Source organism: Mobiluncus mulieris (genome assembly GCF_014204735.1).
Taxonomy (GTDB): Bacteria; Actinomycetota; Actinomycetes; order Actinomycetales; family Actinomycetaceae; genus Mobiluncus; species Mobiluncus mulieris.
Genome location: NZ_JACHMA010000001.1, coordinates 631,109 through 654,322, shown reverse-complemented (window position 1 = coordinate 654,322; position 23,214 = coordinate 631,109). Strand labels below are relative to the sequence as shown.

The 23,214-nt window shown below is 54.4% G+C and carries 25 protein-coding genes, 1 tRNA gene and 1 other RNA gene; 12 read left to right on the top strand and 15 right to left on the bottom strand.

Going from position 1 to position 23,214, the window contains the following annotated elements:
- The first annotated feature begins 126 nt into the window (after positions 1–126).
- The 3 genes from panB to ppgK all read left to right on the top strand — a co-directional run bounded on the left by panB (position 127) and on the right by ppgK (position 2,733).
- Entirely contained in the window at positions 127–945 is an 819-nt protein-coding gene (panB, locus tag F4555_RS02980; RefSeq protein WP_115325438.1) for a 3-methyl-2-oxobutanoate hydroxymethyltransferase, read from the top strand.
- A 58-nt stretch (positions 946–1,003) separates the two neighbouring features.
- A complete protein-coding gene (map, locus tag F4555_RS02975; protein ID WP_004012690.1) occupies positions 1,004–1,915 on the top strand; it encodes a type I methionyl aminopeptidase in 912 nt (303 codons plus the stop codon).
- 74 nt (positions 1,916–1,989) lie between these two features.
- Positions 1,990–2,733 carry a polyphosphate--glucose phosphotransferase gene (ppgK, locus tag F4555_RS02970; RefSeq protein ID WP_004012691.1) on the top strand — a complete coding sequence of 248 codons (744 nt, stop codon included), beginning with the start codon at positions 1,990–1,992 and terminating at the stop codon, positions 2,731–2,733.
- A 118-nt stretch (positions 2,734–2,851) separates the two neighbouring features.
- On the opposite strand, the gene rnpB is transcribed toward ppgK, so the two are convergent.
- The 7 genes from rnpB to F4555_RS02935 form a co-directional block, all read right to left on the bottom strand.
- Positions 2,852–3,231: RNase P RNA component class A (gene rnpB / locus F4555_RS02965), an RNA gene on the bottom strand.
- A gap of 19 nt (positions 3,232–3,250) precedes the next feature.
- The gene (locus tag F4555_RS02960; RefSeq protein ID WP_115325439.1) at positions 3,251–3,973 is read right to left on the bottom strand and encodes a zinc ribbon domain-containing protein; all 723 of its coding nucleotides are present in this window, start codon (positions 3,971–3,973) and stop codon (positions 3,251–3,253) included.
- A gap of 21 nt (positions 3,974–3,994) precedes the next feature.
- Positions 3,995–4,858 (bottom strand): Nif3-like dinuclear metal center hexameric protein, encoded by an 864-nt coding sequence (locus F4555_RS02955; RefSeq protein ID WP_115325440.1) that lies wholly within the window; start codon positions 4,856–4,858, stop codon positions 3,995–3,997.
- Positions 4,859–4,998: 140 nt separating this feature from the next.
- Positions 4,999–5,355: a hypothetical protein gene (locus F4555_RS02950; RefSeq protein ID WP_115325441.1), complete on the bottom strand. Its 357-nt coding sequence runs from the start codon at positions 5,353–5,355 to the stop codon at positions 4,999–5,001.
- Between the two features lie 15 nt (positions 5,356–5,370).
- On the bottom strand, positions 5,371–6,024 hold the full coding sequence (locus tag F4555_RS02945) for a hypothetical protein (RefSeq protein ID WP_147286457.1): 654 nt from the start codon (positions 6,022–6,024) through the stop codon (positions 5,371–5,373).
- Between the two features lie 391 nt (positions 6,025–6,415).
- Complete coding sequence (locus tag F4555_RS02940) at positions 6,416–7,570, bottom strand: sensor histidine kinase (protein ID WP_114990245.1); 1,155 nt, start codon at positions 7,568–7,570, stop codon at positions 6,416–6,418.
- Positions 7,567–8,232: a response regulator gene (locus F4555_RS02935; protein WP_255312776.1), complete on the bottom strand. Its 666-nt coding sequence runs from the start codon at positions 8,230–8,232 to the stop codon at positions 7,567–7,569. Before F4555_RS02935 ends, F4555_RS02940 begins: the two co-directional genes overlap by 4 nt.
- A 263-nt stretch (positions 8,233–8,495) precedes the next feature.
- Here F4555_RS02935 and F4555_RS02930 point away from each other — a divergent pair, with 263 nt between their 5' ends.
- The 3 genes from F4555_RS02930 to F4555_RS02920 all read left to right on the top strand — a co-directional run bounded on the left by F4555_RS02930 (position 8,496) and on the right by F4555_RS02920 (position 12,067).
- Positions 8,496–8,909, top strand: a complete 414-nt coding sequence (locus tag F4555_RS02930) for a hypothetical protein (protein ID WP_115325444.1) — start codon at positions 8,496–8,498, stop codon at positions 8,907–8,909.
- A 1,007-nt stretch (positions 8,910–9,916) separates the two neighbouring features.
- Entirely contained in the window at positions 9,917–10,300 is a 384-nt protein-coding gene (locus F4555_RS02925; protein ID WP_114990239.1) for a DUF2651 family protein, read from the top strand.
- Between the two features lie 108 nt (positions 10,301–10,408).
- Positions 10,409–12,067: a class I adenylate-forming enzyme family protein gene (locus F4555_RS02920; protein ID WP_115325445.1), complete on the top strand. Its 1,659-nt coding sequence runs from the start codon at positions 10,409–10,411 to the stop codon at positions 12,065–12,067.
- A 36-nt stretch (positions 12,068–12,103) separates the two neighbouring features.
- Here F4555_RS02920 and lipA read toward each other — a convergent pair whose 3' ends face one another.
- The 8 genes from lipA to F4555_RS02880 form a co-directional block, all read right to left on the bottom strand.
- Positions 12,104–13,168 (bottom strand): lipoyl synthase, encoded by a 1,065-nt coding sequence (gene lipA, locus F4555_RS02915; protein WP_115325446.1) that lies wholly within the window; start codon positions 13,166–13,168, stop codon positions 12,104–12,106.
- A 116-nt stretch (positions 13,169–13,284) separates the two neighbouring features.
- Entirely contained in the window at positions 13,285–13,968 is a 684-nt protein-coding gene (lipB, locus tag F4555_RS02910) for a lipoyl(octanoyl) transferase LipB (RefSeq protein WP_115325447.1), read from the bottom strand.
- Positions 13,969–14,037: 69 nt separating this feature from the next.
- Positions 14,038–15,540 carry a sensor histidine kinase gene (locus F4555_RS02905; protein WP_115325448.1) on the bottom strand — a complete coding sequence of 501 codons (1,503 nt, stop codon included), beginning with the start codon at positions 15,538–15,540 and terminating at the stop codon, positions 14,038–14,040.
- Positions 15,528–16,190 carry a response regulator transcription factor gene (locus tag F4555_RS02900; RefSeq protein ID WP_004012703.1) on the bottom strand — a complete coding sequence of 221 codons (663 nt, stop codon included), beginning with the start codon at positions 16,188–16,190 and terminating at the stop codon, positions 15,528–15,530. The genes F4555_RS02905 and F4555_RS02900 overlap by 13 nt, the downstream gene beginning before the upstream one ends.
- Before the next feature lie 63 nt (positions 16,191–16,253).
- A complete protein-coding gene (locus F4555_RS02895) occupies positions 16,254–17,099 on the bottom strand; it encodes an ABC-2 family transporter permease (RefSeq protein WP_115325449.1) in 846 nt (281 codons plus the stop codon).
- Positions 17,096–17,896 (bottom strand): lantibiotic immunity ABC transporter MutE/EpiE family permease subunit, encoded by an 801-nt coding sequence (locus F4555_RS02890; RefSeq protein WP_004012705.1) that lies wholly within the window; start codon positions 17,894–17,896, stop codon positions 17,096–17,098. The genes F4555_RS02895 and F4555_RS02890 overlap by 4 nt, the downstream gene beginning before the upstream one ends.
- Positions 17,893–18,678 carry a lantibiotic protection ABC transporter ATP-binding protein gene (locus F4555_RS02885; RefSeq protein ID WP_004012706.1) on the bottom strand — a complete coding sequence of 262 codons (786 nt, stop codon included), beginning with the start codon at positions 18,676–18,678 and terminating at the stop codon, positions 17,893–17,895. The genes F4555_RS02890 and F4555_RS02885 overlap by 4 nt, the downstream gene beginning before the upstream one ends.
- Before the next feature lie 110 nt (positions 18,679–18,788).
- Positions 18,789–18,862 (bottom strand) — tRNA-Val (locus F4555_RS02880).
- 208 nt (positions 18,863–19,070) lie between these two features.
- Between F4555_RS02880 and F4555_RS11065 the strand changes: the two genes are divergently transcribed.
- The 6 genes from F4555_RS11065 (at position 19,071) to F4555_RS02855 (ending at position 23,211) form a co-directional block, all read left to right on the top strand.
- Positions 19,071–19,199, top strand: coding sequence for a hypothetical protein (locus F4555_RS11065; RefSeq protein WP_004014503.1), 129 nt, complete (start codon positions 19,071–19,073; stop codon positions 19,197–19,199).
- Complete coding sequence (locus tag F4555_RS02875) at positions 19,189–20,451, top strand: YibE/F family protein (protein ID WP_004012712.1); 1,263 nt, start codon at positions 19,189–19,191, stop codon at positions 20,449–20,451. Before F4555_RS11065 ends, F4555_RS02875 begins: the two co-directional genes overlap by 11 nt.
- 496 nt (positions 20,452–20,947) lie before the next feature.
- Complete coding sequence (locus tag F4555_RS02870) at positions 20,948–21,913, top strand: hypothetical protein (RefSeq protein ID WP_115325450.1); 966 nt, start codon at positions 20,948–20,950, stop codon at positions 21,911–21,913.
- On the top strand, positions 21,913–22,212 hold the full coding sequence (locus F4555_RS02865; RefSeq protein ID WP_115325451.1) for a hypothetical protein: 300 nt from the start codon (positions 21,913–21,915) through the stop codon (positions 22,210–22,212). The genes F4555_RS02870 and F4555_RS02865 overlap by 1 nt, the downstream gene beginning before the upstream one ends.
- Complete coding sequence (locus F4555_RS02860; RefSeq protein WP_115325452.1) at positions 22,202–22,888, top strand: hypothetical protein; 687 nt, start codon at positions 22,202–22,204, stop codon at positions 22,886–22,888. Before F4555_RS02865 ends, F4555_RS02860 begins: the two co-directional genes overlap by 11 nt.
- A complete protein-coding gene (locus tag F4555_RS02855) occupies positions 22,885–23,211 on the top strand; it encodes a single-stranded DNA-binding protein (RefSeq protein WP_004014497.1) in 327 nt (108 codons plus the stop codon). Before F4555_RS02860 ends, F4555_RS02855 begins: the two co-directional genes overlap by 4 nt.
- The last annotated feature ends 3 nt before the right edge of the window (positions 23,212–23,214 follow it).

Sequence of the window (23,214 nt, the reverse complement as noted above, 5' to 3'; positions counted from 1 at the left end):
TTAATCACTACGGTTTGATACAACCATTTTATAGTCTGGAAAGAATCAAAATAACAGTTACTTGAAGTGTGCGGTTCCGCTAGGCATAGGATAGAAGCACCAAATCCCGGACGATAAGGAGTGATAGTGACTGAACTAGGACCGAAACCCGGCCGTCCCTTCCGTGCCCAACACGTCGCACAGTATTTCCAGGCAGGCCGCCCGCTTACCATGCTCACAGCCTATGATGCGATGACCGCACGGATTATCGATGCCGCCGGTGTTGACATGATTTTGGTTGGCGATTCCTATGGAACCACCATGCTGGGAATGGACTCTACTGTCGGGGTGACCTTGGATGACATGGTTCGAGCCACGGGCGCGGTGACACGCGGGGCAAAACGCGCCCTGGTGGTGGGGGATTTGCCTTTCGGTACCTATGAATCCTCACGCGTGCAAGCCGTGGATTCCGCAGTCGCCCTGGTGCGGGCGGGGGCAGCCGCCGTGAAACTTGAGGGGGGACGGCGCATGGCTGCCCAGGTGAAAGCCATTGTGGACGCCGGTATCAACGTGATGGGGCACCTAGGTTTCACTCCTCAGTCCGAAAACCAGCTCGGCGGTAAAAGAATGCAGGGACGCGGGGATGCCGCTCATGAAATCCTAGAAGACGCCCTGGCCTTGCAGGAAGCGGGAGCTTTCGCCATAGTCTTCGAGATGGTGCCGGCCTCTACCACCGCGATGGCCGCCAAAAAGCTAAACATCCCGATTATCGGCATCGGGGCAGGGCCGGCAGCAGCCGGGCAAGTCCTGGTGTGGTGCGACATGGCGGGGATGCAAGATTGGAAGCCCTCTTTCGCCCACCAATTCGGAAATGTCGGTGCCGAACTATCCCGAGCCGTCCTTGCCTATCGTGACGCAGTGGTAAACGGAACTTTCCCCGCAACGGAAAACTTCCATCAAGATTGACATGTTTTCATGAGGTGCTTACTAAGATGGAAGCATCACTCACAGAAACGGGGATACCTTGATTCACAGAATTACTAAGCAGGACAAACTAGCCAAACGCGCTCCTTTAGGGAACCTGAAACCGGGGCGGGTGTCTGCCACGCTTCCGGTTCCCGCCCAGATTCCGCGCCCGGAATACATGTTTCACGACGGGCCGGAACACGTCACTGCCAGTGACACAAAAAGCCCGGAAACCGTCGAAAAGATTCGGATTGCGGGGCGAATCGCAGCCGATACAATTGTGGAGGTCAGCAAGCACATTGCCCCTGGGGTGACCACCGATGCCCTCGACCGGGTGGCACATGAGTTTATTTGTGACCACGGGGCATACCCGTCTTGTCTGGGATACATGGGGTTCCCCAAGTCAATTTGCACCTCTATCAACGAGTGTATCTGCCATGGTATTCCCGACGACCGTCCCCTGGAGGAAGGCGACATTATCAATCTTGATATCACTGCCTACAAAAACGGGGTTCATGGGGATACCTGCGCGATGTTTCCGGTGGGAGAGATTGACGAGGAATCCCGACTGTTGTGCGAGCGCACCAAGGAAGCCATGCTACGCGCCATCAAAGTGTGCAAGCCAGGGCGTTCCATTAACGTTATCGGCCGGGTGATTGAATCCTATGCGGCACGCTTCGAGTATGGGGTGGTACGCGATTTCACCGGACACGGGGTGGGCGAGGCCTTTCACTCCGGGTTGATTATCCCCCACTACGATTCCCCCATGTACAACACGGTGATGGAAGAAAACATGGTGTTCACGATTGAACCCATGCTGACCTTGGGCTCAATTGCCTGGAATCAGTGGTCGGATGACTGGACAGTTGTGACCAAAGACCGGGGTCGATCGGCTCAGTATGAGCATACTATTGTAGTAACCGAGAACGGCGGGGAAATCCTCACTTTACCAAGTAGTCAGACAAGTTAGGAATAGTTTTGGTGTTTCTGGGGGTTTCCCCTAGAGTTGTTTTTGCAACTGGACAGCTTTAGGAAGGGTAGAACATGGCTACAAGCTTTGGCATAGACATTGGTGGTTCTGGGATTAAAGGAGCCTACGTAGACCTTGAGACCGGTGATTTTTTCGGGGATCGACTGAAAATCAAAACCCCCAAAAACTCCACTCCCGAGGCGGTTGCTGATGTTTGTCGTGAAATCCTAGAGACTAAAGAGGTTCCCCCCCAGATGCCGGTTGGTATTACTATTCCCGGCCCGGTGAAGAACGATGTCTTGGGTTTCATGGCAAATCTGGATCAGGCCTGGGTCGGAGTGGATATGCGGGTGTTGATGCGCAAGCACACTGGCTACACGGTACGTTGCGTAAACGATGCCGACGCGGCCGGCTACGCGGAATCTTGTTTCGGTGCAGCCAAGGATGTGCCTGGTTTGGTGATTGTCACCACCTTGGGTACAGGAATTGGGACTACCTTGATTTATAACGGCGTGTTGGTACCGAACTGTGAGCTGGGGCACCTAGAGTTGGACGGCCACGATGCCGAAACTCGGGCTTCTTCCGGGGTGAAGACTGCCGAAGGGCTGTCCTTCAAGAAATGGGCCAAGCGTTTGCAAAAATATTATTCCCACCTGGAGATGTTGTTTAGCCCGGATTTATTCGTGGTTGGCGGCGGGGTCTCGCGGGAGCACGAAAAATTCTTGCCTCTGTTGGATTTGAAAACCCCCATTATTCCCGCCCAGCTTTTCAACCAGGCCGGAATCGTCGGCGCGGCAGCACTGGCCGCCGGGGTGTAGTCTCGTAGACATTTAGCAGGAATCCAGAAACACTCTTGCAGACAAAATCAGGGTTACAGCCTCAGGTGCGCGTCAAGGTTCCAGTTTCCCGACCGCTGATTGTCCGGGGTCTTTAGCGCGGAAAAGCCGGGCGTAAGCCGGATTCTGTAACGCGCTTTGTTGCCGCCGCGCGCTGGTAGCTATTCCTCTGGGATGCCGGTTACCCGGCACCTCTAGCAGCCTACCCGCAGGCCTTGGACGAGCCGCCCAGCCTGCTGCTTGGCCTTGCTCCGGGTGGGGTTTACCCTGCCGCTGCTGTCACCAGCAACGCGGTGAGCTCTTACCTCGCCTTTTCACCCTTACCCCTCGCGCGAATGCGTGAGGGGCGGTTTGTTTTCTGTGGCACTTTCCCGCGGGTCACCCCGGGTGGCCGTTAGCCATCACCCTGCCCTGTGGAGTCCGGACTTTCCTCGAATCGTTCGCCTTTCGGCCGCGACCCGCAGCTACCTGCCCGGCTTTTCCGCGTAACTATTCTATGCTACCGGCGCACCAGAATCACTTCGTGGTCTTCGCTGACAATCACTTCGTCGGGTGCGGCTGCTTCAATCCGCGAGATTTCGGCTACCGAGAACATTAGTTGGATGCCGATGGAGCGTCCGGCGTGTACTTCTGCTACACCAATCCCGCTAGAACGCCGGCAGGCCTCGTATTCGTCGACGAGTTCTGGGGGCAAGGATTCTGCCAGGGTGTCGCGTTCGTTTTGTGCCGCGTCCAGTTTGGCTTGGATTTCTTCAGTTTCATGAGTTGCCAGCCCGGCTGCCGAGGTTTTTTCCTCGGACAGTTGGGCTTGTTTAGTTTTTAGAGCCTCCAGCTGCTCTGCAGCTTGATCCACCGCATCCATAGCTTCCAGCGCGGCATCCTCTAAGACCCCCTGTCGAGTGGCGAGCTGGGCGAGTTCTTCTTGAATCCGTTCCATTTCTTTCGGGGATGACTGTCCCGAATCGAGGCGCTGCCGCTGCATTTTCGCCCGTTCCTGTACCTTGTCAACCTCGGCCTCGGCGTTTTTCTGGGCACGGGCAAGGTCGTTTTTCTTCGAGGTCGCTAGGACAATTTCATTTTGTAGCTCTGCGGCGATTGTAGTGATTTCCTTGAGCTTCTGAGCGGCGGGCAGGGTGGCGAGTTCGTGTTTCAGACCAGCGATGGTTTTGTCGAGGTCTTGCAAATCAAGAAGCTTGGCTTGATCTTCGGGCGCAGCTTTCATTCTTCCTCCAGGACGTTTCTGTTACAAGTTAAGACTATCGGATGTGAGGGTGGGAATGTAGGCATCCCACGGTTCAGATACAACTTTGCTGATTCTGGTTTCCACCGCAAAATTATGTTCCCCGGCCCACAGTTCCAGGGCAGTAGCAAGGCGTGGCAACCACAGCCATTCGCTAGCCCAGTGCGAGGGCACCAGCAATGCCGGTGCTCCGCTTTCCTCGCGGTAATCCAGGGCAGGGTGGTGGCGCAGGTCGGCGGTGACGAAGACCTCCGCACCGGACTCGCGGGCGGCCTCCAGTAGGGACTGTCCCGAGCCCCCGGAGACGGCCACGGTTTTCACTTCGCGGTCTAAATCCCCCGCAACCAGCAGTCCGGCAGGACTGTCGGGGAGTACCTCGGCCAAGCGGTTTGCCAAGTCACCCAGAATGCAAGGTTCGGGCAGTTCCCCGACGCGTCCTATCCCCAGTTCGGGGTGCGTCGGGTTTGGCTCTAGGGGTCGCCAGGTGGCGGCGGTGAGTCCCACTGCCTCGGCCAATGCCTCCGCGACTCCCCCGGCAGCGGCATCCGCATTGGTATGCGCATTAAACAATCCCGCGTGAGCGCGGATGAGACGATGCACCACGCGGCCTTTAGCCGTGTCGGTGGACACAAAAGACGTACCGCGCAGGAACAACGGGTGGTGAGTGATAACCAGTTGAGCCCCCCATTCCAGAGCTTCGTCCACCACGGCCTCGGTGGGGTCAACTGCCAGCAGTATCTTGGTGACCGGGTCTTGGCGGTCGCCGCAAATCAGCCCCACCCGGTCCCAATCTTCTCGCAGTTCCGGGGGGTACTTTTCGTCCATCCACGCGGCGACCTCGCCCAGCGTCAAAGTTTTCCTATTCATACCTCTAGCTTAGCAACACTTCCTAACGGCCACCCCGATACTTCACAACAACCTTCCGTAAACCAAAATAATGGTTCTCCCCGGCCTGTGAAACAAGTCGGGGAGAACCAATTGAATAAAAACTCCCTGATTTATGAATCTTAAGAGGGATTAAAATCCGACGCCTTGCTACGCTTTCTCTCATAATAGAAATACAAACTTGTTAGTATTCCTAAAACGGGAAGGGAATATATAGCCAGCTTGGGTGACGACGCAGCCATACCATAAACTCCAACAAGAATTACTAAATCACGAACACATCGCGACAGAGAAATTCCCAACGAGTTATGGTTATAAATCACTAAAGCAATGATTATGGTTATAAAGAAAGTGTGACAGGAATAAAAAATAGTAGCGTATTCCACATGAAATTTTTCATCAATCTCTACAGCTGCCGCCAAAGCCATACCAAACATTAGCACGTGCAGCGCGGCTTTGTCATACAATTCCTTTAGCATGAGAGTTTCCTATCGCTACTCTATTTCGATCCGAACCGGAGGAAACCCCCATTGCGGATAGAACGCTATACCCTTATTTTGAGCAACTGCACCAACAATCTTAGCTGCGAGATCGATAAAGAATCCTATTCCTAGAAGGGCTACGCCACCAGCTAATGCAGCTCCAACAGGACCACCAATGGCAGAGGATACAACGACAGCGGCAGCTGCCAACGCCTCAGGGCCAACTTGAGACGCTGTAAATAGTGTTGCAAATATCCCAAACTTTAAGTCGTCTGCCGAAATGTAGAATCTTGGGCCACTCCTTTCAACAATATTGTTCAATTGTGAGACTGGAGGAGTATATGTTCCTTGCAGAACCGAATGGAAGTCCTTCAGGTTATCTTCAGAGAAAGCATATTTTTGTATTAATTGAGTATCTGACAACGTCGTTTGCAGGTGTTTTCCATCTTTAGATGGTTTTATATGCCTTCCAACTTCAATGATTTTGCAGACAAGCTGCCCATCCACGCCTGCAGAATCTAGGGTTCTTGCTTGACAAGTACTCACGCTTTCTCCAAAAGCGTGAGAGTCACGCAGATCTCCAGAAGCAGCCGCTACCCCTGAAGTAGCTATGCACAATGATAAAGCTGCGGGAATGGTTACCAGTGTTTTTAGTTTGCTGTTCATTTTTCTCTCCTTCGAGCTTGCACTTGCAGTTCCCTTTTGGGAACCTAAGCTTGAGATTATCACCACGTTTTTACTTCTGTCTATGCTCCAAACGGCTATTTCCGACTATACTTTTGGCTACCTCTCTACCTATCCATTTGGAGTATTGACATGGAACAGGGGCTAGATACACTATAGCAGTATGAAGTATGTGGGCATTTTTCTACTCATGTTGCTAGGCACTCTTCCCAGCGGGCAGCTGGAGGCCAGTCGTCCTCCTGACCTGTCATCAAGTACCACCAGCACGGCAGGAACTACTACGGTGAGCCTCCACACCCAGAATCAGCCCAGAACGTTACCTTGTAAAGTGAAATACCCACCTCCATTGCACTTCCTCTGCCAGAAGTAATACCTATAACGTTAACGAAATAATCCAACTAGTGTCATCTATGTTGGTGGTCACGCTGCCACCGAGAGCTTCGACACGATGCCGGATACCAGCCAGTCCCCGGTTGGTGCTGGGGAAACCCGTGTCTTGCGGGCTGATTTGGTTGGCAGTGTACAAGTGCATTGCCCCAGAGGCAACACGCAGTAACAGTATCACGGGGTGGTTGGAGTCGGCATACTTCAGGATATTAGTAGACATTTCACGCAGACAGTCCCGTAAAACTAAAACCTTGGTAACCGAGATTTCTTCTAGCCTGCCCCGAATCTGCAAATCAAGTTTAAACCCAGAACGTTGCAGCACACCTGCAAAATCCTGCAGGGCATCCTCTAAATCGCCTCCGGAGTTCGACGCCAGGGTATAGTTCCAGGAGCTGTCCACCGGCATTTTTGGATTAGTAGGACTCTCTGATAACTGCCGGGATTGCAGTTGCAGTTCCTGTACCAAATCCCGTATCTCACGCAATCCCTTGGCAGACAACTCATGAATCTGCCGCAACTGCTCGTCACCCGCGACTTCGGTTTTGCCTGCATGAGGGCTGGACAGAATGCTGATTTGCACCAAGACATGGGAAACCGAATCATGCACCTTCGTGGAAAAAAACTGACTCTGTGCCGCTAACTGCAAACGACGATTCTCGCGCTCCACTTCGTAAAGACGACGATAACTTGCAATAGAAAAACCAATAGCGATAGGAATGACATCGAAAGCAGAAGTGTAGAACACCACAAAAAGTGGTTCACCGGCTAGCATCATGCCCCAAGCACTGAATACCCCTACTAGAACGCCTACGCTTGCCCCCAGAAAAGCCGGACTCGTGGCACACAAGTATCCCACCGCGAACCATATGAAATCCGAGCTAAAGGAGACAGGTGCAGGAGACGCTACTAAAACCGCATATACCCCGCAGGCTATTAGTAAACCCATATGTCTGAAACGGATAGAGAGCAGCGCCGGAACCAGAACCGCTACCCACATTGTCCATTGCATCACTGTGGTATCGGCGCGAAGCAGCCTGATGAACTGCATGAGTTCTATACCCACCACCACTAGCGGATACCAGTAGCGTTTCGCCCAGCGTTTTAACCAAGCCAGGCACCTAGACTGTTTCCGCTGCTTCACTGCAACAACCCCGCGCGAAAGGCTTCCGCCACAATCCCGGCACGATTCTTCGCACCGAGCTTGTTCATTATGGATTGCACGTGTTTCTTAACGGTGGCCACGCTGATGTCGAGCTCGCTAGCAATCTGCTTGTTCTCTAGCGCTTCGGCTACCAACCGCACTACCTGGAGTTCTCTTTCACTCAGAATTCCATGCGATTTTACGTCTTCTTCGCCTTCAGCCACGTCAGCCGCGAGTCCCGTAAGGCGTGCGACCACCACTTGAGAACACTTCGGGGAAAACACCAGCTCGCCACGTAAAGCCCGGCGCAAACTCTGGGCAATCAGCCCGGCATCATCTTCTTTCATGAAAAACCCTACTACCCCGGCTCGGAAGGCGGCTCGCACCTTGTCCAAGGTGGTCAGGGCGGAAACCACCACAATCAGCGGCGGCTCGTCTCGACGCTGGAACTCCGTAATCGTCTCGATGCCGTCCATCCCGGGCATCTGCAAATCCAGCAGCAGAATTTCTACCGGCCCAGACTTGAATGCTTCCAAGGCCGCCTCACCGGAATCCACGTCCCAGACAATATCTATATCCGGCTCCCGACCCAAGGTATCCACCAGCAACCGACGCACCATGCCATCGTCATCAACCAAACCAATCCGCAAAACGCCCACCACCTCTTGATTACCAACAATTTACCAAAAATCAACAAATAAGGGAGCTATTATTTTCAATTAGGTGCGCAGCATTACGTGGCACGCCCAAGGCGGGGCATCAAAAGTATCCGCTTCTCTCTGTCCAGGAAGATGTTGGGCTTCCATGAACCCGCTTGGGTAGGTAGGGTGGTAGCCAAAAGTATAGGTTCTACTATCCTTTTGAACCATAGACAGACACTCAAGGATGGCCTTAGACTGAAGAAAACAGCGAGTTCAGAAAAGAGATGCTTCAAATGGAGGAATCCACCAGTCCAGTCAAACTGCGGGTAGCACACGTGTTGGAGGTTTTAGCGTTTTGGGCGAGTGCCACAGCGGCGGCATTGCGGAGCTTTAATTTCCACTTTGCGATTTTCCTAGCGCTATCAGCGGCAGCAATAGCGGTTTATGGCACCACTTATTACATCGTGTTCCGAAAATTAGATATCGAAACAAAATCAAAGCATTGTTATTTCAACAATTTCTGCCTCACTATCGTGGCTCCATTATTCGCGTTATACCCGCCCTTTGGCCGAGGAGCGTACCTGGCCATGATTTTTGTTTCCCTGGTTATTATTTATCGATCCGTTACCCGCCCCGGGGGACATCCAGCACCCCTGTCCAAGAAATTCTGGAATCGCAAAATCTACGAAGGATTCTAAATAGCCCCTCATTCGTCTTTTATATGTGCTTGCTGTTGGCGTGGCGTAAACCCTGGTCTCATGTTTGGTTTTTCATGCTAGAGGTCATAATATAGTAAAACAATCAACGAAAAGGACAACATGAAATGGAAACTATTCAAAAAGACACTCTTTACTTAGGTGTTACGAACACTGTTGATAAGAAAAAACTGTTTATGCTATCAGCAATTTTTCGGCATAAAAATTACTCCAATGTTAACCTTGATTTTTCTAAGTTTAGGAATACTTTCTCTCCTTATGAGAGCAAACCTGCTTTTACTTTATGGAAATTTTTTCCCAGCTGTAGGTGTACGCATAACCCTGTCTGATTGGATAGCGGGAGCTGATAGGTTACAACGGTCGAAAACCCACTTTTATGGTAGATTTTTCTCTATTTTGGCCAGTATTCTAGGGGGTTGTAGCGGACTAGGCTTGGCACCGTGGCCAGTCACGCCGGGTGAAGTGCGGGTGAGGTGAATGAAAGCTTTTAGTTTGAAAGGAACCGTAAGATGGCTATCTTGGGTAAAATTGTTCCTGTGTGTCTGAGTATTGGTTCACGCCAATATCGGAAACTGGGTGTGCAACCGCTGACCCCAAATACCGGGACTAGTACTGTATTTTTCATTTGGGGGTACCGCTAGCAGCTTTCATGGGACTATGCTACCGGGGAAAGTCCTCACGCCTCACAAAGGAGCATAAAATGCGATTATTTAAGCCATTGATGTCCTAGCCGTTTTGCAGCCTTTTGTTTTGGAACAAATATGGAATCTTCGTGGAATTATTTGTTCAGATTAAATACTCCCACAAACAGAAAGTGCTTGCCCTGCGGAAAACCGATGCGGCGAGTGGCTCGTCGAGGAAACTTATCGCTGCGAGGTTCTCCCTGACGATATCCCGTCGTGGGCTAGTCCTAGCCAGGAATTGTCCAGATTCTAGATACCATCTTATGATACTATTAACACCAAACAGAGCGAGGAAAGGATAGCATCATGAAACCTAAACTGCCGGTAAGGGAAACCTGGGGGCGACTTGCCGCTCTATTGGTCTGCTATCTGTTGATTCCCCTGCTGTGGAGGCTGTCTACCCCAGAAACAGGAATAGTGTCCGCTATCACCACCCTCTTCCTAATTTTCCCCGCAATCGTGCTGGCGCTTTCAGCCTGGGACGGGGCGAAACGAGGATTCGGAATCCTGTGGATTATTTGCCCCTTTCTGTTTTGGCTACTACCAACCTTTATCTATATGAACGACTCCGCCTTGGCGTGGGGCGTGTTCTATACCGGACTCGCGGTACTGAGTAACTCCACCGCCGCCTTCCTGACCCGCGATACCCGCGACACCCGCGATACCCCAACCGCAGCTGATCCGAGGTAATCAGGCTTATCCGGCGCCCAATTCCCAATCAATGAGAAGACGGCAAAGGATTTCGACCGGATTTGGAATGGCACCTCATGAACCCACGCACCAGACTAAAGTGTTAGCGTGACCTTTGAGACAATTGACTATTCGCCCTTGCGCCTCTTGCAAGAAGCCGCGTTGCGACATCCCTCGCGACGTTCCCTGATTTGGGTGCGCCAGGACGGCACCAATCTAGAAAAGTGCGAGACTTGGAACGTGGCACAATCTTTTGCCCGCGTGGTGGCGTTAGCGAGACTGTTACGCGATTGGGGTGTTCAGCCGGGGGCACGTCTGGCGGTGATAGGCAAGAATTCCCCGTGGCACCTCGTGACCTTTGCCGCTGCGGCCGCACTGCCAGCGGTGACGGTACCGCTAAATTGGCAATACCCCGAGGCAGAACTGGCTGGAGTGTTGGCGCACTGCGAGCCGGAAGTGATTTTTGTGGACACGGATAACCACGCAAAAGTCGCCGCTGCCTTGAGCGCGTCGGGGGTAGAACCCCGAAAGGTCGTGGAGTTTGGGGAATTAGCGCGGTGGTGCGCCCCATCTGTCACGTTTCCAGGCACAACCAGCATGGCCGCTCGCGTTTCCGCCGATAGCTCCCCCACCTCCGGGTCGCCCGGGTCACCTTCCGCTTTGGACTTAGCGTTGTGCATGAGGCGCCAACTGGGGTCGTTGCCGATTTGCACGGACACCACGCCCGGCGCGATTATCTATACTTCCGGCACGGCAGCTAGCCCCAAGGCTGCCCTGTTGACCTATAAAAACCTGTGGTGGGGCTGCCAAAATTTCCGTGAAGTCTTTGAATATTCCCCGGATTGTGTCGAAGCCGTGGCCGCTCCCCTGTCGCATATCGGCGGGTTCAACGGCACCACCACGGATTTGTTTACCAACGGCGGCACGGTGGTGGTGTTCGAAAAATTCGACCCTGAGCTGGTATTGCGCGCCATCGAGCGTTTTCAGATTCAGATGATGTTCGGGGTGCCCACCATGTTTAGGCTCCTAGCCGACGCGGCCGAGACGGGGAATTACGACACCTCGAGTTTTACCCGTGCGCTGGTGGGCGGGGCGGCCTGGGATACGGAACTCGCGGCGCGGGTCATTGCCTTAGGTTGGGGGCCAATCAATATTTGGGGCATGACCGAGCAGAGCGCCTCCGGGGCGTGTCTGACCAGCGAGGTGATGACGGGGCGCGAAGTCGGGGTGGGTCGGGCCTTCCCCCACATCGAGCTGCGCGTCACCGGTAAGGACGGCCGGCCGGTGCCCCCGGGCGCCATCGGACAGTTAGAGTGTCGCGGGCCGAGTGTCACCGGTCAGTACTTTCGTGACCCCGAACTGAGCGCCGCTATGATAGACCCGGAAACCGGGTGGTTGAAAACCGGGGATTTAGGGGTATTCGACCAGGATGGTTTTCTGCGACTGAGGGGAAGACTCAGTGACACTATCAACACTGGCGGAGAAAAGGTCTTCGCCCTAAAGGTAGCCGAAGCGCTGGCAGCTCTACCCACGGTAGCCGAAGCGGCGGTAGTCGGAGTGCCAGATACCAAATGGGGCGAGGCTGTCGGCGCGGTGGTGGTGGCGAGGCATCCGGAAAACCCGCCCGCATTAGCAGAAATTCGTGAGGCGACGCGAATCCGACTGGCACCCTATGAACTGCCCCAACGCCTGGCAATCGTCCCAACCATTCCGCTTAATTCCAACGGGAAACCCGACCGGGAGCTCCTCCTCGCCTGCTTCCACTAGCGCCGGATTTCGGCTAGCGCCTCGTGAAAAGGAACTCTACGCACAGACGACAGACTTTGCCGAAGCACAACGCTGTTCGCGCTGCTGCTGGCGTTCCAGCACTTTTTCGGCCTCCTGCCAGGCGGGCTTATCGGAGCCGTCCTCCAGGTGCGCAAACTGCGGAGGAATTAGGCGTTCATAGTGGTGCATGGCGGCTACCCAGAGTTTCCCAGCACGATAACTTGACCGCACCAGCGGTCCAGACATGCAGGCCGCGAAACCCATCTCCAAAGCCAGATTCTTCAACTCCACGAACTCTTGGGGTTTCACCCAGCGTTCAATCGGCAAATAGCGCGGCGAGGGGCGCAAATACTGGGTAATAGTCAAAATGTCCACCCCGGCGTTCAGCATATCGCGCATCGTAGCCTCGACTTCGTGACGTTCCTCCCCCAGCCCCAACATCAGATTCGACTTGGTTATCAGCCCCCGCGAACGCGCCTGGGAAATAATGTCCAAAGTACGGTGGTAGTCGAAGGCCGGGCGCACCCGATGCATGAGGCGCGGCACGGTTTCCAGGTTGTGCCCAAAAACTTGTGGTTCGGCACTAAACACTTCCTCCACGGCGCGGCGCGCCCCACGAAAGTCGTCCACCAGCAGTTCCACCCCGGTTTCGGGGCAGGCGGCGTGAATCTGTCGGGTTGCCTCGGCGTAGAGCCAAGCCGCTGCCTCGGGTTGGTCATCGCGGGTCACGCCGGTGATAGTGACATACTTTAACCCCAAGTGTGACACGGTTTGCGCCAGTCGTTCCGGCTCCCCTGGGTCGATGGGCTCGGGCTTACCGGAGGCAATATCGCAAAAACCGCAACGTCGGGTACAAATTGCCCCGCCGACCAAAAATGTCGCCTCGCGGTCTTCCCAGCATTCGTGGATGTTGGGACATCCGGCCTCGGCGCACACGGTGTGCAGTTTCGCGCCTGACATCAGCTCGCGCATCGCCAAATACTCCGAACCGCTTTTCGCGGTGATACGCAACCACTGGGGGTGTTTTTCACGCGGAGTCTGGGCGTTTCGCACCTCTAGGCGCAGTGGTTTACGGGTGCGTTCCGTCTCCAGCGTTGACATTGCCCCTCCCCTGCTTTGTAACATTTTTTATTGTGGCATAATACCCGTTTCGGGGTCGCTTTGCGAATTTTCTTGTAGGTTCCGCGCGGCTTCGGTTGGTGGTTTGGTTTACCGGCTCATGAGGTGCCAGTCGCCAAGAGCGGCTGGAGTTTCTTCGCGAGCTGTCCGGTAATCACGGCGGCGGCCTGATTCATTGCCGGATATGCACCTTCCTCAAAAAGCGAAGTCACCCCCGCGTCCGCTAGACCACAGGGAATAATTCCGGTAAACGCGTTGGAAAAGTCAGGGTTAATATTCAGCGCTAAGCCATGCAATGTTGTTGCCTGCACTACTTTTAAGCCGATTGCGCACAGTTTCCGGTCTTGCCCCACCCCGCGTTGCACGGCAGTACGCCCGCCAGCATCACGATAGCGCATCCACACCCCGGCGCGGCCTTTAATGGTTTCCACCGGAACATCCCACGTATCGCGCACCGCGTCAACCACAGCGGCTTCTACGGCGCGAATATAGGCAATCAAATCCACCGGTTCGCGCAGTTTCACAAGCGGATAAATCACCAGCTGCCCCGGCCCGTGCCAGGTGAGAGACCCCGCCCGGTCGGTACGGATTACCGGTAGTTCTTTGTTCAGCAAATCGACTTCATGCGTGTTACGCCCCGCCGTATAGGTCGGCTCGAATTGCGCCACCAGAAGCGTGTGGTCTTGGATGCCGTCACGTACTGCCGCCCATATCTCGCGCTGCAGCTGGTCGACTTCCTCGTATTTCACCAGCCCGCGTTTCAAAAGATTCTCGATGCGCATTCTGTAATCTTACCGACTTACAGGATTTTTCTAGGGGCAATTACGCGCAATTGCACGTTTTCGCTTCTCTCAACCGACGTTCTTGTTAGGCTCAGCGGTTTCAGTCGGGTTCATGAGGGGCAGGCTAAGTTTCACGCGAGCTCCACGAATCTGACCTGGCCTATCTTCCCGGTTCGAAAGCGCTATTGTCCCGCCGTGTTTTGCAATCACATCCGAGGCTACTGCCAGCCCCAAACCGAAGTGCGCCGCGCCCCGAGTGGTACCTCGTGAAACGTCATCCCGGAAGAATCGCTCGCAGCCGCGCTGCAGCGCCAGAGCCGAAAAACCCACGCCGTCATCTTCCACGCAGATAACCAAAAACGCAGCCTCATTCGACACCGAGAATTTCAGCCTCACCTGCTGTCCACGCGAGTGCTCGCAGGCATTGTCCACCAGGTTTAATACCGCGCGTTGTAAGGCCAGGGCATCGCCTTTGAACTGGGGTTTATCCGTGTTGGTCGCTAGAAGTTTAGTTAGCACGGGGCAACGCGAAGTCTCCAGGGTGATTCCGCGAGTAGCGCTAAGGTTTTGCGCCTGGTGTTCCAGCTGTTCAAGCCACTTTCCCAACGCTATCGGCCGTATGTCTAGCCCCTGGGATTGTCCCAATGTGGTTTGTACAATCACGTTGACGAACTCGCTGATAGTCAAGGCGGAATCGCGAGCGGCCTGGAGGCATTGCACCTGTTCCGTGTCGAGTTTTCCGACTGCCGCGTCCTCGGCCAGTAACTCCAGGTTGCCCAAAACCACTGTCAGTGGAGTTTTGAGGTCATGCGCCAGAGCGGCCAGTTGTTCCCGGATTTGCCGTTCGGTTTCTTGTTGCCTAGTCAAACTAGTGTACAGAGAATCACGCATTTGTTCCATGGCACGTAGCACCCGATCGATTTCGACAACATTGCTGGTGGACACCGTTTGGGTGAAGTCTTGCCGTCCGACGGCTCGAGCCACTTCGGTGAGTGGCCGCATCTTTTTCCCCAGCACCAAGCCGGCTCGCCAGGCGGTGACCCCCACTATGGCCGTCAAGCCGGCTACAGTGGCAATCAGATACAGGTTTTGAGGGTTAGGCAGCCCATCGCGCAGATTTTTGTTTGCCCACTGGGGCATGAGGTGATAGCTCAAAACGCATTTATTTCCTTTTGCGAGGCTAAAGGAGACAAAATTCCCCCCTGGATAGCTCACGGTTTCTGGCGTTTTACGAGGTGAAAATACCAGGTAGCGAGCGATTTTTCGCTGCACCTCGTCCATATCAGCAGCCACCAAACTGCCATTTTCATCCCACAGAGCGTATCGGTAGGCAGAGGGGATTTCCTCCGCCTTGAAGCTCTCACGAATCGCCAGACGATTCTTCACTTCTGCTAAGTGTTTCTCGGCGTAGTTGGCCGGCAAAACTGCCCCGGTGTTCAGTTGCCAAGTAAAGACACTCCAGGGCACCGCCATCGCAAACAGCGCCCCAAGCAGCACATAGAGAAAATACCGCCCTATCACCAGGGAAAGAGGAAACTTTAGCCCCACGCGTGGCAATTTCACACTTCCCATTTGTATCCCACCCCACGCTTATTCTTGATGGGGTCAATCCCGTGTTGGCGCAGTTTGCCACGCGCATTACTCAGGTGCATCAAAATGGAGGTTTCCCCCGCCGCTTCGTTCCAGCCAAATACTTCGTCGTGAATTTGCTCTTTAGAGAACACTTGCCCATGATTCAGCGCCAGAAACTCACAGATTGAATATTCCGTGGGCGTCAAGTTTACGGCCTTGTTTCCGACTAGCACCTCATGAACCCCCATATCGAAACGTACCGACCCCAAAGAGAAAACCTGAATACGGCCGCGCTGGTCACGGCGCAGATGCGCCTTGACTTTGGCGCGAAGTTCCCCCAGGCTGAAAGGCTTGCGAATATAGTCATCGGCTCCGATTTCGAGCCCTTGGATAGCATCGGATTCGCCGACTTTCGCGGTGAGGAACACGATGGGGTAATCCACCCGGTTGCGGATTAGCTCCACCAGGGCAAAACCATCGAGCCCCGGCATCATTACATCGCACAGGATAAGGTCGTAGTAACGCAAATCGAGACGTAGCACCTGTTGCGGGTCGTTTACCGTCGAGACCGCCTGTCCATCACGGGACAGGGCTCGCGCCACCAAATCCGTAATCGCCACTTCGTCATCTATCACCAAGATTCGTGCCATTCCACACCTCCTTGTTTGCTGACTGTCACCATGTGCCAAGCGCCGTCCATTGTTTCGTATTCCCTAGGCGTCACTTTGGCGCGGCTCGAAACGGCGAATCCACCAAGCAGCTCCACCGTAGCAAATCACGAGACCAAAACCACAGATTCCCGTTGCCTGTTGCCACGTGCCCAAAACCACGCTAGCCATGTCCCCAGCCGCGTGCCACGCCACCGCTAATTCTATGGGTAAAGCCCCCAGCAGCGCCGGCCAGCTAGTGGGCAGAACCGAGAATACATTTAGTTCACTGGCCGTGAGTTTGCCGGTCACTAAACCGTGGGCTAAGCCGCCCATCGAAAAGAAGGCCAGCATCAGACCAACGGCACCCACCGCGATACTGGCATTTCGCCCCCATCTCAGGGCAAACACATAAAGAATCAGATACAGCGAAACACTGCCCAGACTTAGTCCCAGCCAGGTTCCTATCCAGGTGGTGGCCTCCAGGCTTTGTCTTCCTGTCAGCTGGAGGCTGCCCGCGAATACGCCCACCGCCAAGCCCAAAGCCAGCGCCCCCAGCATCCACAATGTAAATATCCTCGCCGTGAACACGCGCCACCTAGAAGCTTGCGCCACCAAGTTGGAAAACCTAGTGACCTCGCCTTCCAGATCCGCGTCTATGCCGCAAATAATTCCCACCATCAGCGGCATCATTGCTCCCAATAGCTGCACAAAAGCATCGGCTCCCAGGGTGGGATTCCAGGCCGCGAAAGCAAAATAAGCCCCGCCACCCCCGCCAGCCACTAATGCACACGCCAGATGTAGGGGCAACAGAAAAGAATGACGCAAACGCCGCGTTTCTGCTCGCACCGCCCGCCCGAAAGTGATTCGTGGGGAAAACATCGGGAGAGGATGCGTGTCCTTGCTGCTCATCGCAACTCCTCCGAGCGTGCAAACCACCTCAACCCCAGGACGGTCAACACCGCACTCCAAACTATGGCACAGACCAGCGCCAAGACCACCTGTCCACCACCCGTGAGGCTGGCCACCAAGGCTGGGTCGGCACTGGCTGGTTCGGCACTGGGTAAAACTGGCAGGAAACTGGTGGGGACAATCACGGTGGCGATTGGTGGGAACAGTGGCCAAAATGGCACCGCAAACCAAGCAAAGCCCAGGACTAACTGGATAATCAGGGGCACGAAGACTCCCGCCAGCACTCCCAACCGTGCCGTCAGGAAAATCGCCACTGGGACTATCCAAGAACTCAAAACCGTGATAGCTAGCGCCGCTGCCAGCATCGGGAGTATCCTCGCGGATTCACCCGGCACCAACAACGCACCCAACGCATAGATAGCAAAAACAATCAGGTTGGACACCGCCGCCAAAAACCAGCAACGGCAGTGTTTCGCCAGCCACAAGCGCCACCGGGGTGTCCCCAGCGAGAGTAAGGCGCGGTGCCCGAGGCGAGAATCAAGTCTAGCCGTGACTACTGACAGCAACACTAAAGCGACTGGAAACAGCAGGGTGTACCAATAATTCCATGGGAAGAACTGCAGTCCCAGGGGAGGAATAAACATGGCTATCCCCAGGGCTAGCAGCGGAAATGGCAGCGCCAACAATACAGCCAGTCGCAGGGGTGCCCCGTGGCGTGATTTCTTGGTTTCGGCACGCAGCAGGGCAAAAAACGAGACTGGATGGGGCGCGGTAGTGCAAAGCATTTCTGGATTCACCGGATGCCCCCTTTCCGGCACACGTCCAGGAACAGGGCTTCTAGGTCCTCGCCGTCTCGCAGCGCCTGTTCATAGGCGAGTTTCCCGCCAACGATAATCCCCACGGTATCCGCCGTGCGTTGCACCTCAGTAAGGATGTGACTGGAAAGCAGCACGGTTATGCCACGCTTGGGGAAACTGCGTATTATCCCCCGCAGTTCCTCGATTCCCACCGGATCAAGACCATTAGTGGGTTCATCCAGAATCAGCAGTCGCGGATTCCCGAGCAGTGCCAGAGCGATGCCGAGGCGTTGCTTCATGCCCATCGAGAATTTTCCGCAGCGTTTCTTGCCCGTGTCAGCCAGGCTGACTATTTCCAGTACCCGTTCGATTTCGCTTTTTGGCAGCCCCAGCAGGGTGGTGCGCACTTCCAGGTTTTCTCGGGCACTCAAGTTTGGGTACAGCGGGGCTTGTTCCACCAGTGCTCCCAGATGGTAGAGGTCACGACGCTCCCAAGGATGCCCCTGAAAACGAATCTCCCCAGCCGTGGGTCGCAACATTCCGGTAATCATCTTGAGAGTCGTGGATTTACCGGCACCGTTGGGTCCCAAAAGTCCATAGATTTTCCCGGTTTCCACGTGCAGGGACACTTGGTTTACCGCCGTCTGCTGGTTTTTGCCCCGCCCGAAGCGTTTCACCAGCTCCCTGGTTTCTAAAATATAATCTGTCATCGTTTTCCCCTTCGTGGCAGTTTCTTTTGATGGTTCATGAGGCGCTAGCCGGGAATCCGGGAGGCACCTCATGAACCCAGTATGAAAGGGAAAAATAAAGAATCAGTAAAGATGACCGCTACTGTACGGGTTGTATACACTGTACGGGTTGTGTGCCCTGTGAACCCAAAAGGACTCGAACGTGGACCCAGAGGGACTCGAACCCCCGACATCCACGGTGTAAACGTGGCGCTCTAGCCAACTGAGCTATGAGTCCTGGCATTGGTTTCGCCGGTGCGAAAACCGCGCTATTGAGGATAACATTTCTTGCCCCGTTGGGGCTAATTGACGCGCGCTTAGTACATCCATGGACACATAAGAGGTAAAAGTAACTATCTTGACATCAAGATAAGTCTGTGACCTGGGATTTTACTCAGCCCACAATTCTAGCAAAGGGCTTATGTGTCCAAGGCTATACTGAAAAGATGCCATACCTGGTGAAAGCCAGGAAAACTATTGCAACCCCCGCCAACCAGGTACCAACGGCTCGCTCGATATCAACTCACCCCACGGTATTGGCCTTCACTGCTATACTGGCCGGTTATGGGACATAGCCACGCCGCCGTCAAGATTTCGCGAACCCAAGAAGCCTCAACCACGTCACGAACGGCGCGTCTGGTGGTCACCATAGTGTTGGCAGCGCTGACCTTGCTAACGGTAGTGGGAATGGCCTGGTTGTGGCCAGATTGGAATCACCTGGCCGCGATTCGCCACCAACCGACCAGTTTTTCCACCGCTGCGGGGGTCTCTTTTGAAAACGCCAAGATTCTGGAGGTAACACCCCGCTGCATCGACACAACCGTGGCGGATACTCCCACCCCCAGCAGTTCCCGTCAAGCGTGCCTTCGCCTGAAAGTGCACCTGGACACCGGCCCGGAAAAAGGCCAGACCGTCACGGTGGAATCGGTGGGACCGGCGGCGGAATCGAACCTCTCGCCAGGCGACATGGTTCAGGTAATGCGATCGGCCAGTGCCTCGGGTTCCGGCAACAACTACAGTTTTTCAGGGGTACACCGCACCGGTCCAATAATGTTCTTCGCGTTGCTATTTGTGGTCGTGGTAGTGGCAGTCGCCCGCTGGAAGGGCGTGTTTTCGCTGTTGGGACTGGGTTTTGCCACAGCGATCATCGGGTTTTTCATGTTGCCGGCCTTGGCCAGCGGCCGGCCGGGAATCTGGGTTGGTTTGGTGGGTGCCAACGCAATTATGTTGGTGGTGATTCACGTGGCGCACGGGGTGTCGATGCGCACTGCGGCCGCGATGCTAGGCACCCTGTGCGGCTTGATATTGTCGGCTCTGTTCGGGACAGCTGCGGTGTGGCTGGGACATTTGTCGGGATATGTGGATGACATGTCTTTTGATTTGTCGGCGAATATCCCCCATCTGAACATGCGCCAATTGTTGATTGTAGCGATTATCTTGGCGGGTCTGGGGGTGTTGAATGACGTGACCATCACCCAGGCTTCCTCGGTGTGGGAGCTGCGTCTGGCCGCCCCGCACTACACCCGTTGGGAGGTGTATCGCTCCGCGATGCGGATTGGGTGTGACCACATTGCCTCGACGATTTATACGGTGGTCTTTGCTTACACGGGGGCAGCTTTGGCCACGGTAATGCTGATTGTCATGTTCTATGACCGTCCCTTCAGCGAATTGTTCGCTACCGAGAGTATCGCGGCAGAGCTACTCCAGATTCTCACTTCCGCTAGTGCTTTGATTTTGAGTTTGCCTCTGACTACGGCTATTGCGGCGCTGATGATTCGTAAAGCTAAAGTAGCCAACGCGGATGCGGTGGAAAATTCGGCTTCATGAGGTGCCATCCCGGATGGCGACCCAGAGGCGCCAATCTCACCTGCCGTATGTCAGGAGTAACGGCCTGGGGATACCGAAATCTAAAAAGGGCTATTTGCGGGTTTTTAACCCGGTATTCCGGGCAAAAAACAGCCCCCGAACCGGGTGTTTTGCCTGTTCAGGGGCTATTTGCTTGGTAGCGGGGGCAGGATTTGAACCTACGACCTCCGGGTTATGTACCATAGCATTTCAAAACCCCTGATTAAAGTAGAAATGAAAATGGGTAAGTACTATAGAGTGTAGTACATATTCCCCAGACCGGAAAGATGTAAGAGTCTGAAAGGTCTGGGAATATGTTTTTATCCAAAAACTGGTTCATGAGTTTCCCGGTTCACTCTGCCGGGTGCCGCGATTGGCCTTTCTCGCGGCGACAGGGGTGGCCCCGAGTGTGGTTCAAGCTCGGGGCTGCTCCTGTTTTTATTTCGTACTTTGATTCCTCTTCGGGAGGTTGCAGCAAGTGACGGAGCTGATCTTGGCGGAGCGCTCGGTGGATGCGGTGTTGTATAACCGCGCGGCGTTTGAGCGTGTTTTGGCTGATAGTGCGGATGTTTCAACAGATTTAGGGCTGGTGACTTGGCTTGAGGCGGTGGTTACCACACCGGGTGGTTGGGATTCGGTTGTGGGTGTGGCGGTTGGTGCTGCGTTACAGAAGGAGGCTTGGCGGCGGGTGGTGAAAATTGCGCGGGCTATGTGTCCCGCGTCGCAATCCGTATCTGAGGTTCGTTATGACTTGTCGGTGGTGGCGTGGGCTTGGCTGGTGGAAAACACTGAGAAATTCTTGGGGGTGAGTCGTCCTGGTTGGGGGTATGTGTTGTCGGTGTCGCGTAACAAGATGATTCGCGCGTGGCACATGGATTCTTCTAGCGGTCTGGGTGGGAGGAGGAACCTGCCGGGGGTGGTGCGTTACACGCCGGTAGGTGATTCTGCCGAGTTGGATATGTTGAATGTGGAGCCTTTGATTCCCCCGTCTGGGCGACGTGCGGATTTCAACCTGGTGGAGTTCGGTCCGGTTATCAGAGAGTTTATCCGCGCCTTGGTGAGGCAGGGTATTCCGCGCTTGGCGTGTGAGCGTAATGTTTCGTTGATATTGGCTTGCAACATGGTTTCTAACAACTATGGGGTGTGTAAAGCCGCGTGGGAGTTCGAGGCGGAGTGTCTGGGGATTGACCCAGCGGTGGCGTATTGCTGGTGGAAAATCACGGTTGGTTCCAGGGATCAGCCCACGGGTTCGTTGTTGTACACGATTATGCGTAACCAGGGCGTGTTTGACAGAAAGATGCTTACGAGGTCGTGGCCGGATCGGGCGGGTCTTCGCCGGTCGGCTTCTATCAAAACTATTGCCGGGGTTTATGAGCAAAAAGATTTGTTGGATTTGTTAGCGGAAATTATCGCAGAGGAATCACGAGTTAAGGAGGATGTGTAGTGATTTATGTTTCACCAGAAATCTGTACTTTACAGGTATTTAAGGATCTTTCAGGGCCTAGTTTTATGGGGCTGGTCAAGGTTCTGGGGTGGATTTCGGAAAACCGGACTAGGGATAAGATACCGGTCTCGGTGGTGGCCTCGGATTTGGGGTTAGATTCAGGGATTGTTGAAGAGCTTTGTAATACGGGTTGTTTACAGTTCATTCGTAGTAGCGCCGGTTGTTTTTATCGGGTGGCGGGTTTTATTACCGGGGTTATTACTCGGGTTCCGAAAGGCGCTGGTGTTCATGAGTTTTAGTGTGGAAACCCCGGTGTATGTGTTGTTTCGTTCCCTCGCGCGCGGCGGGTGGGGTGCCTTTGCGGGTGCCGAGTGGCAAGGCGTGCGTTCTACCTTGGGAGCGTTGGTGGCTCGTTCTGGCCGTACTGGTTTAGAGGTGACGGTGTGGCAGGTCGCCCAGGCGGCTGGCTTGTCGGAGAAGTGGACTTCACGGTGTATGGCGATTCTGGAAGGTCTTGGTGTTATCAGGTGGACGAGAGGTGAGATTCGGGATGGTAGACCCCTACCGGGATATGTCCAGATTATGAAACGGGTTTTACTGGATTTGATTTCTCAGGCGTGGAAGCAGAGGGATAAGGCTTGGGCTGCGCGGCGGGTGGCGACGGCGCGGCGATTGGCGCTTTTAAAAACAAAAACCGCGTGTATTCGCAGGTCACGCCGTGTGGAACTCAGTGGTGACCATAATAGTGCAATTCTCTCAACCCCTTCCAGGGTTGAGAGAGAATTGCACCGGTGTGACTCTCCAGGTTTCGTAAGTTCTGTGAAAAGTACTGTGGAAACCCCTGTAGAGGATTTAAGCATCGAAACACGTGCCTGGTTTGCTGCGCATCCCAAACCGAATGGAAAGAATCCGCAGGATACGTGGGCTTGGCTTCAGGCTTTAGCGCGGGTTAGTCAAGGTGGTGATTCGGTGTGAACCATCTGTTGATTACCGGGCGGGTTAGTGACACGCCAGACAGGCGGGTAACACCGGCGGGGGTGCCTGTTACTTCTTTCACGTTGGCTTCTAACCCGCCAGCGCCTAGCCGGATTCTGTATTTGAAGTGTGTGGCGTGGGGGGATTTAGCTATCCAGGCCGCTGGGTTATCCCGTGATATGCCGTTGGTGGTCACTGGGTATCTGTCATCCACGAAATGGGTTGATAAGCAAGGAGCTACTCATAACCGTGTCGAACTGATAACAGAAAATATCGGGGTTTCCTCAACCCGGAAACCGGGAGGCTCCCACAGTACTAGGTAAGAA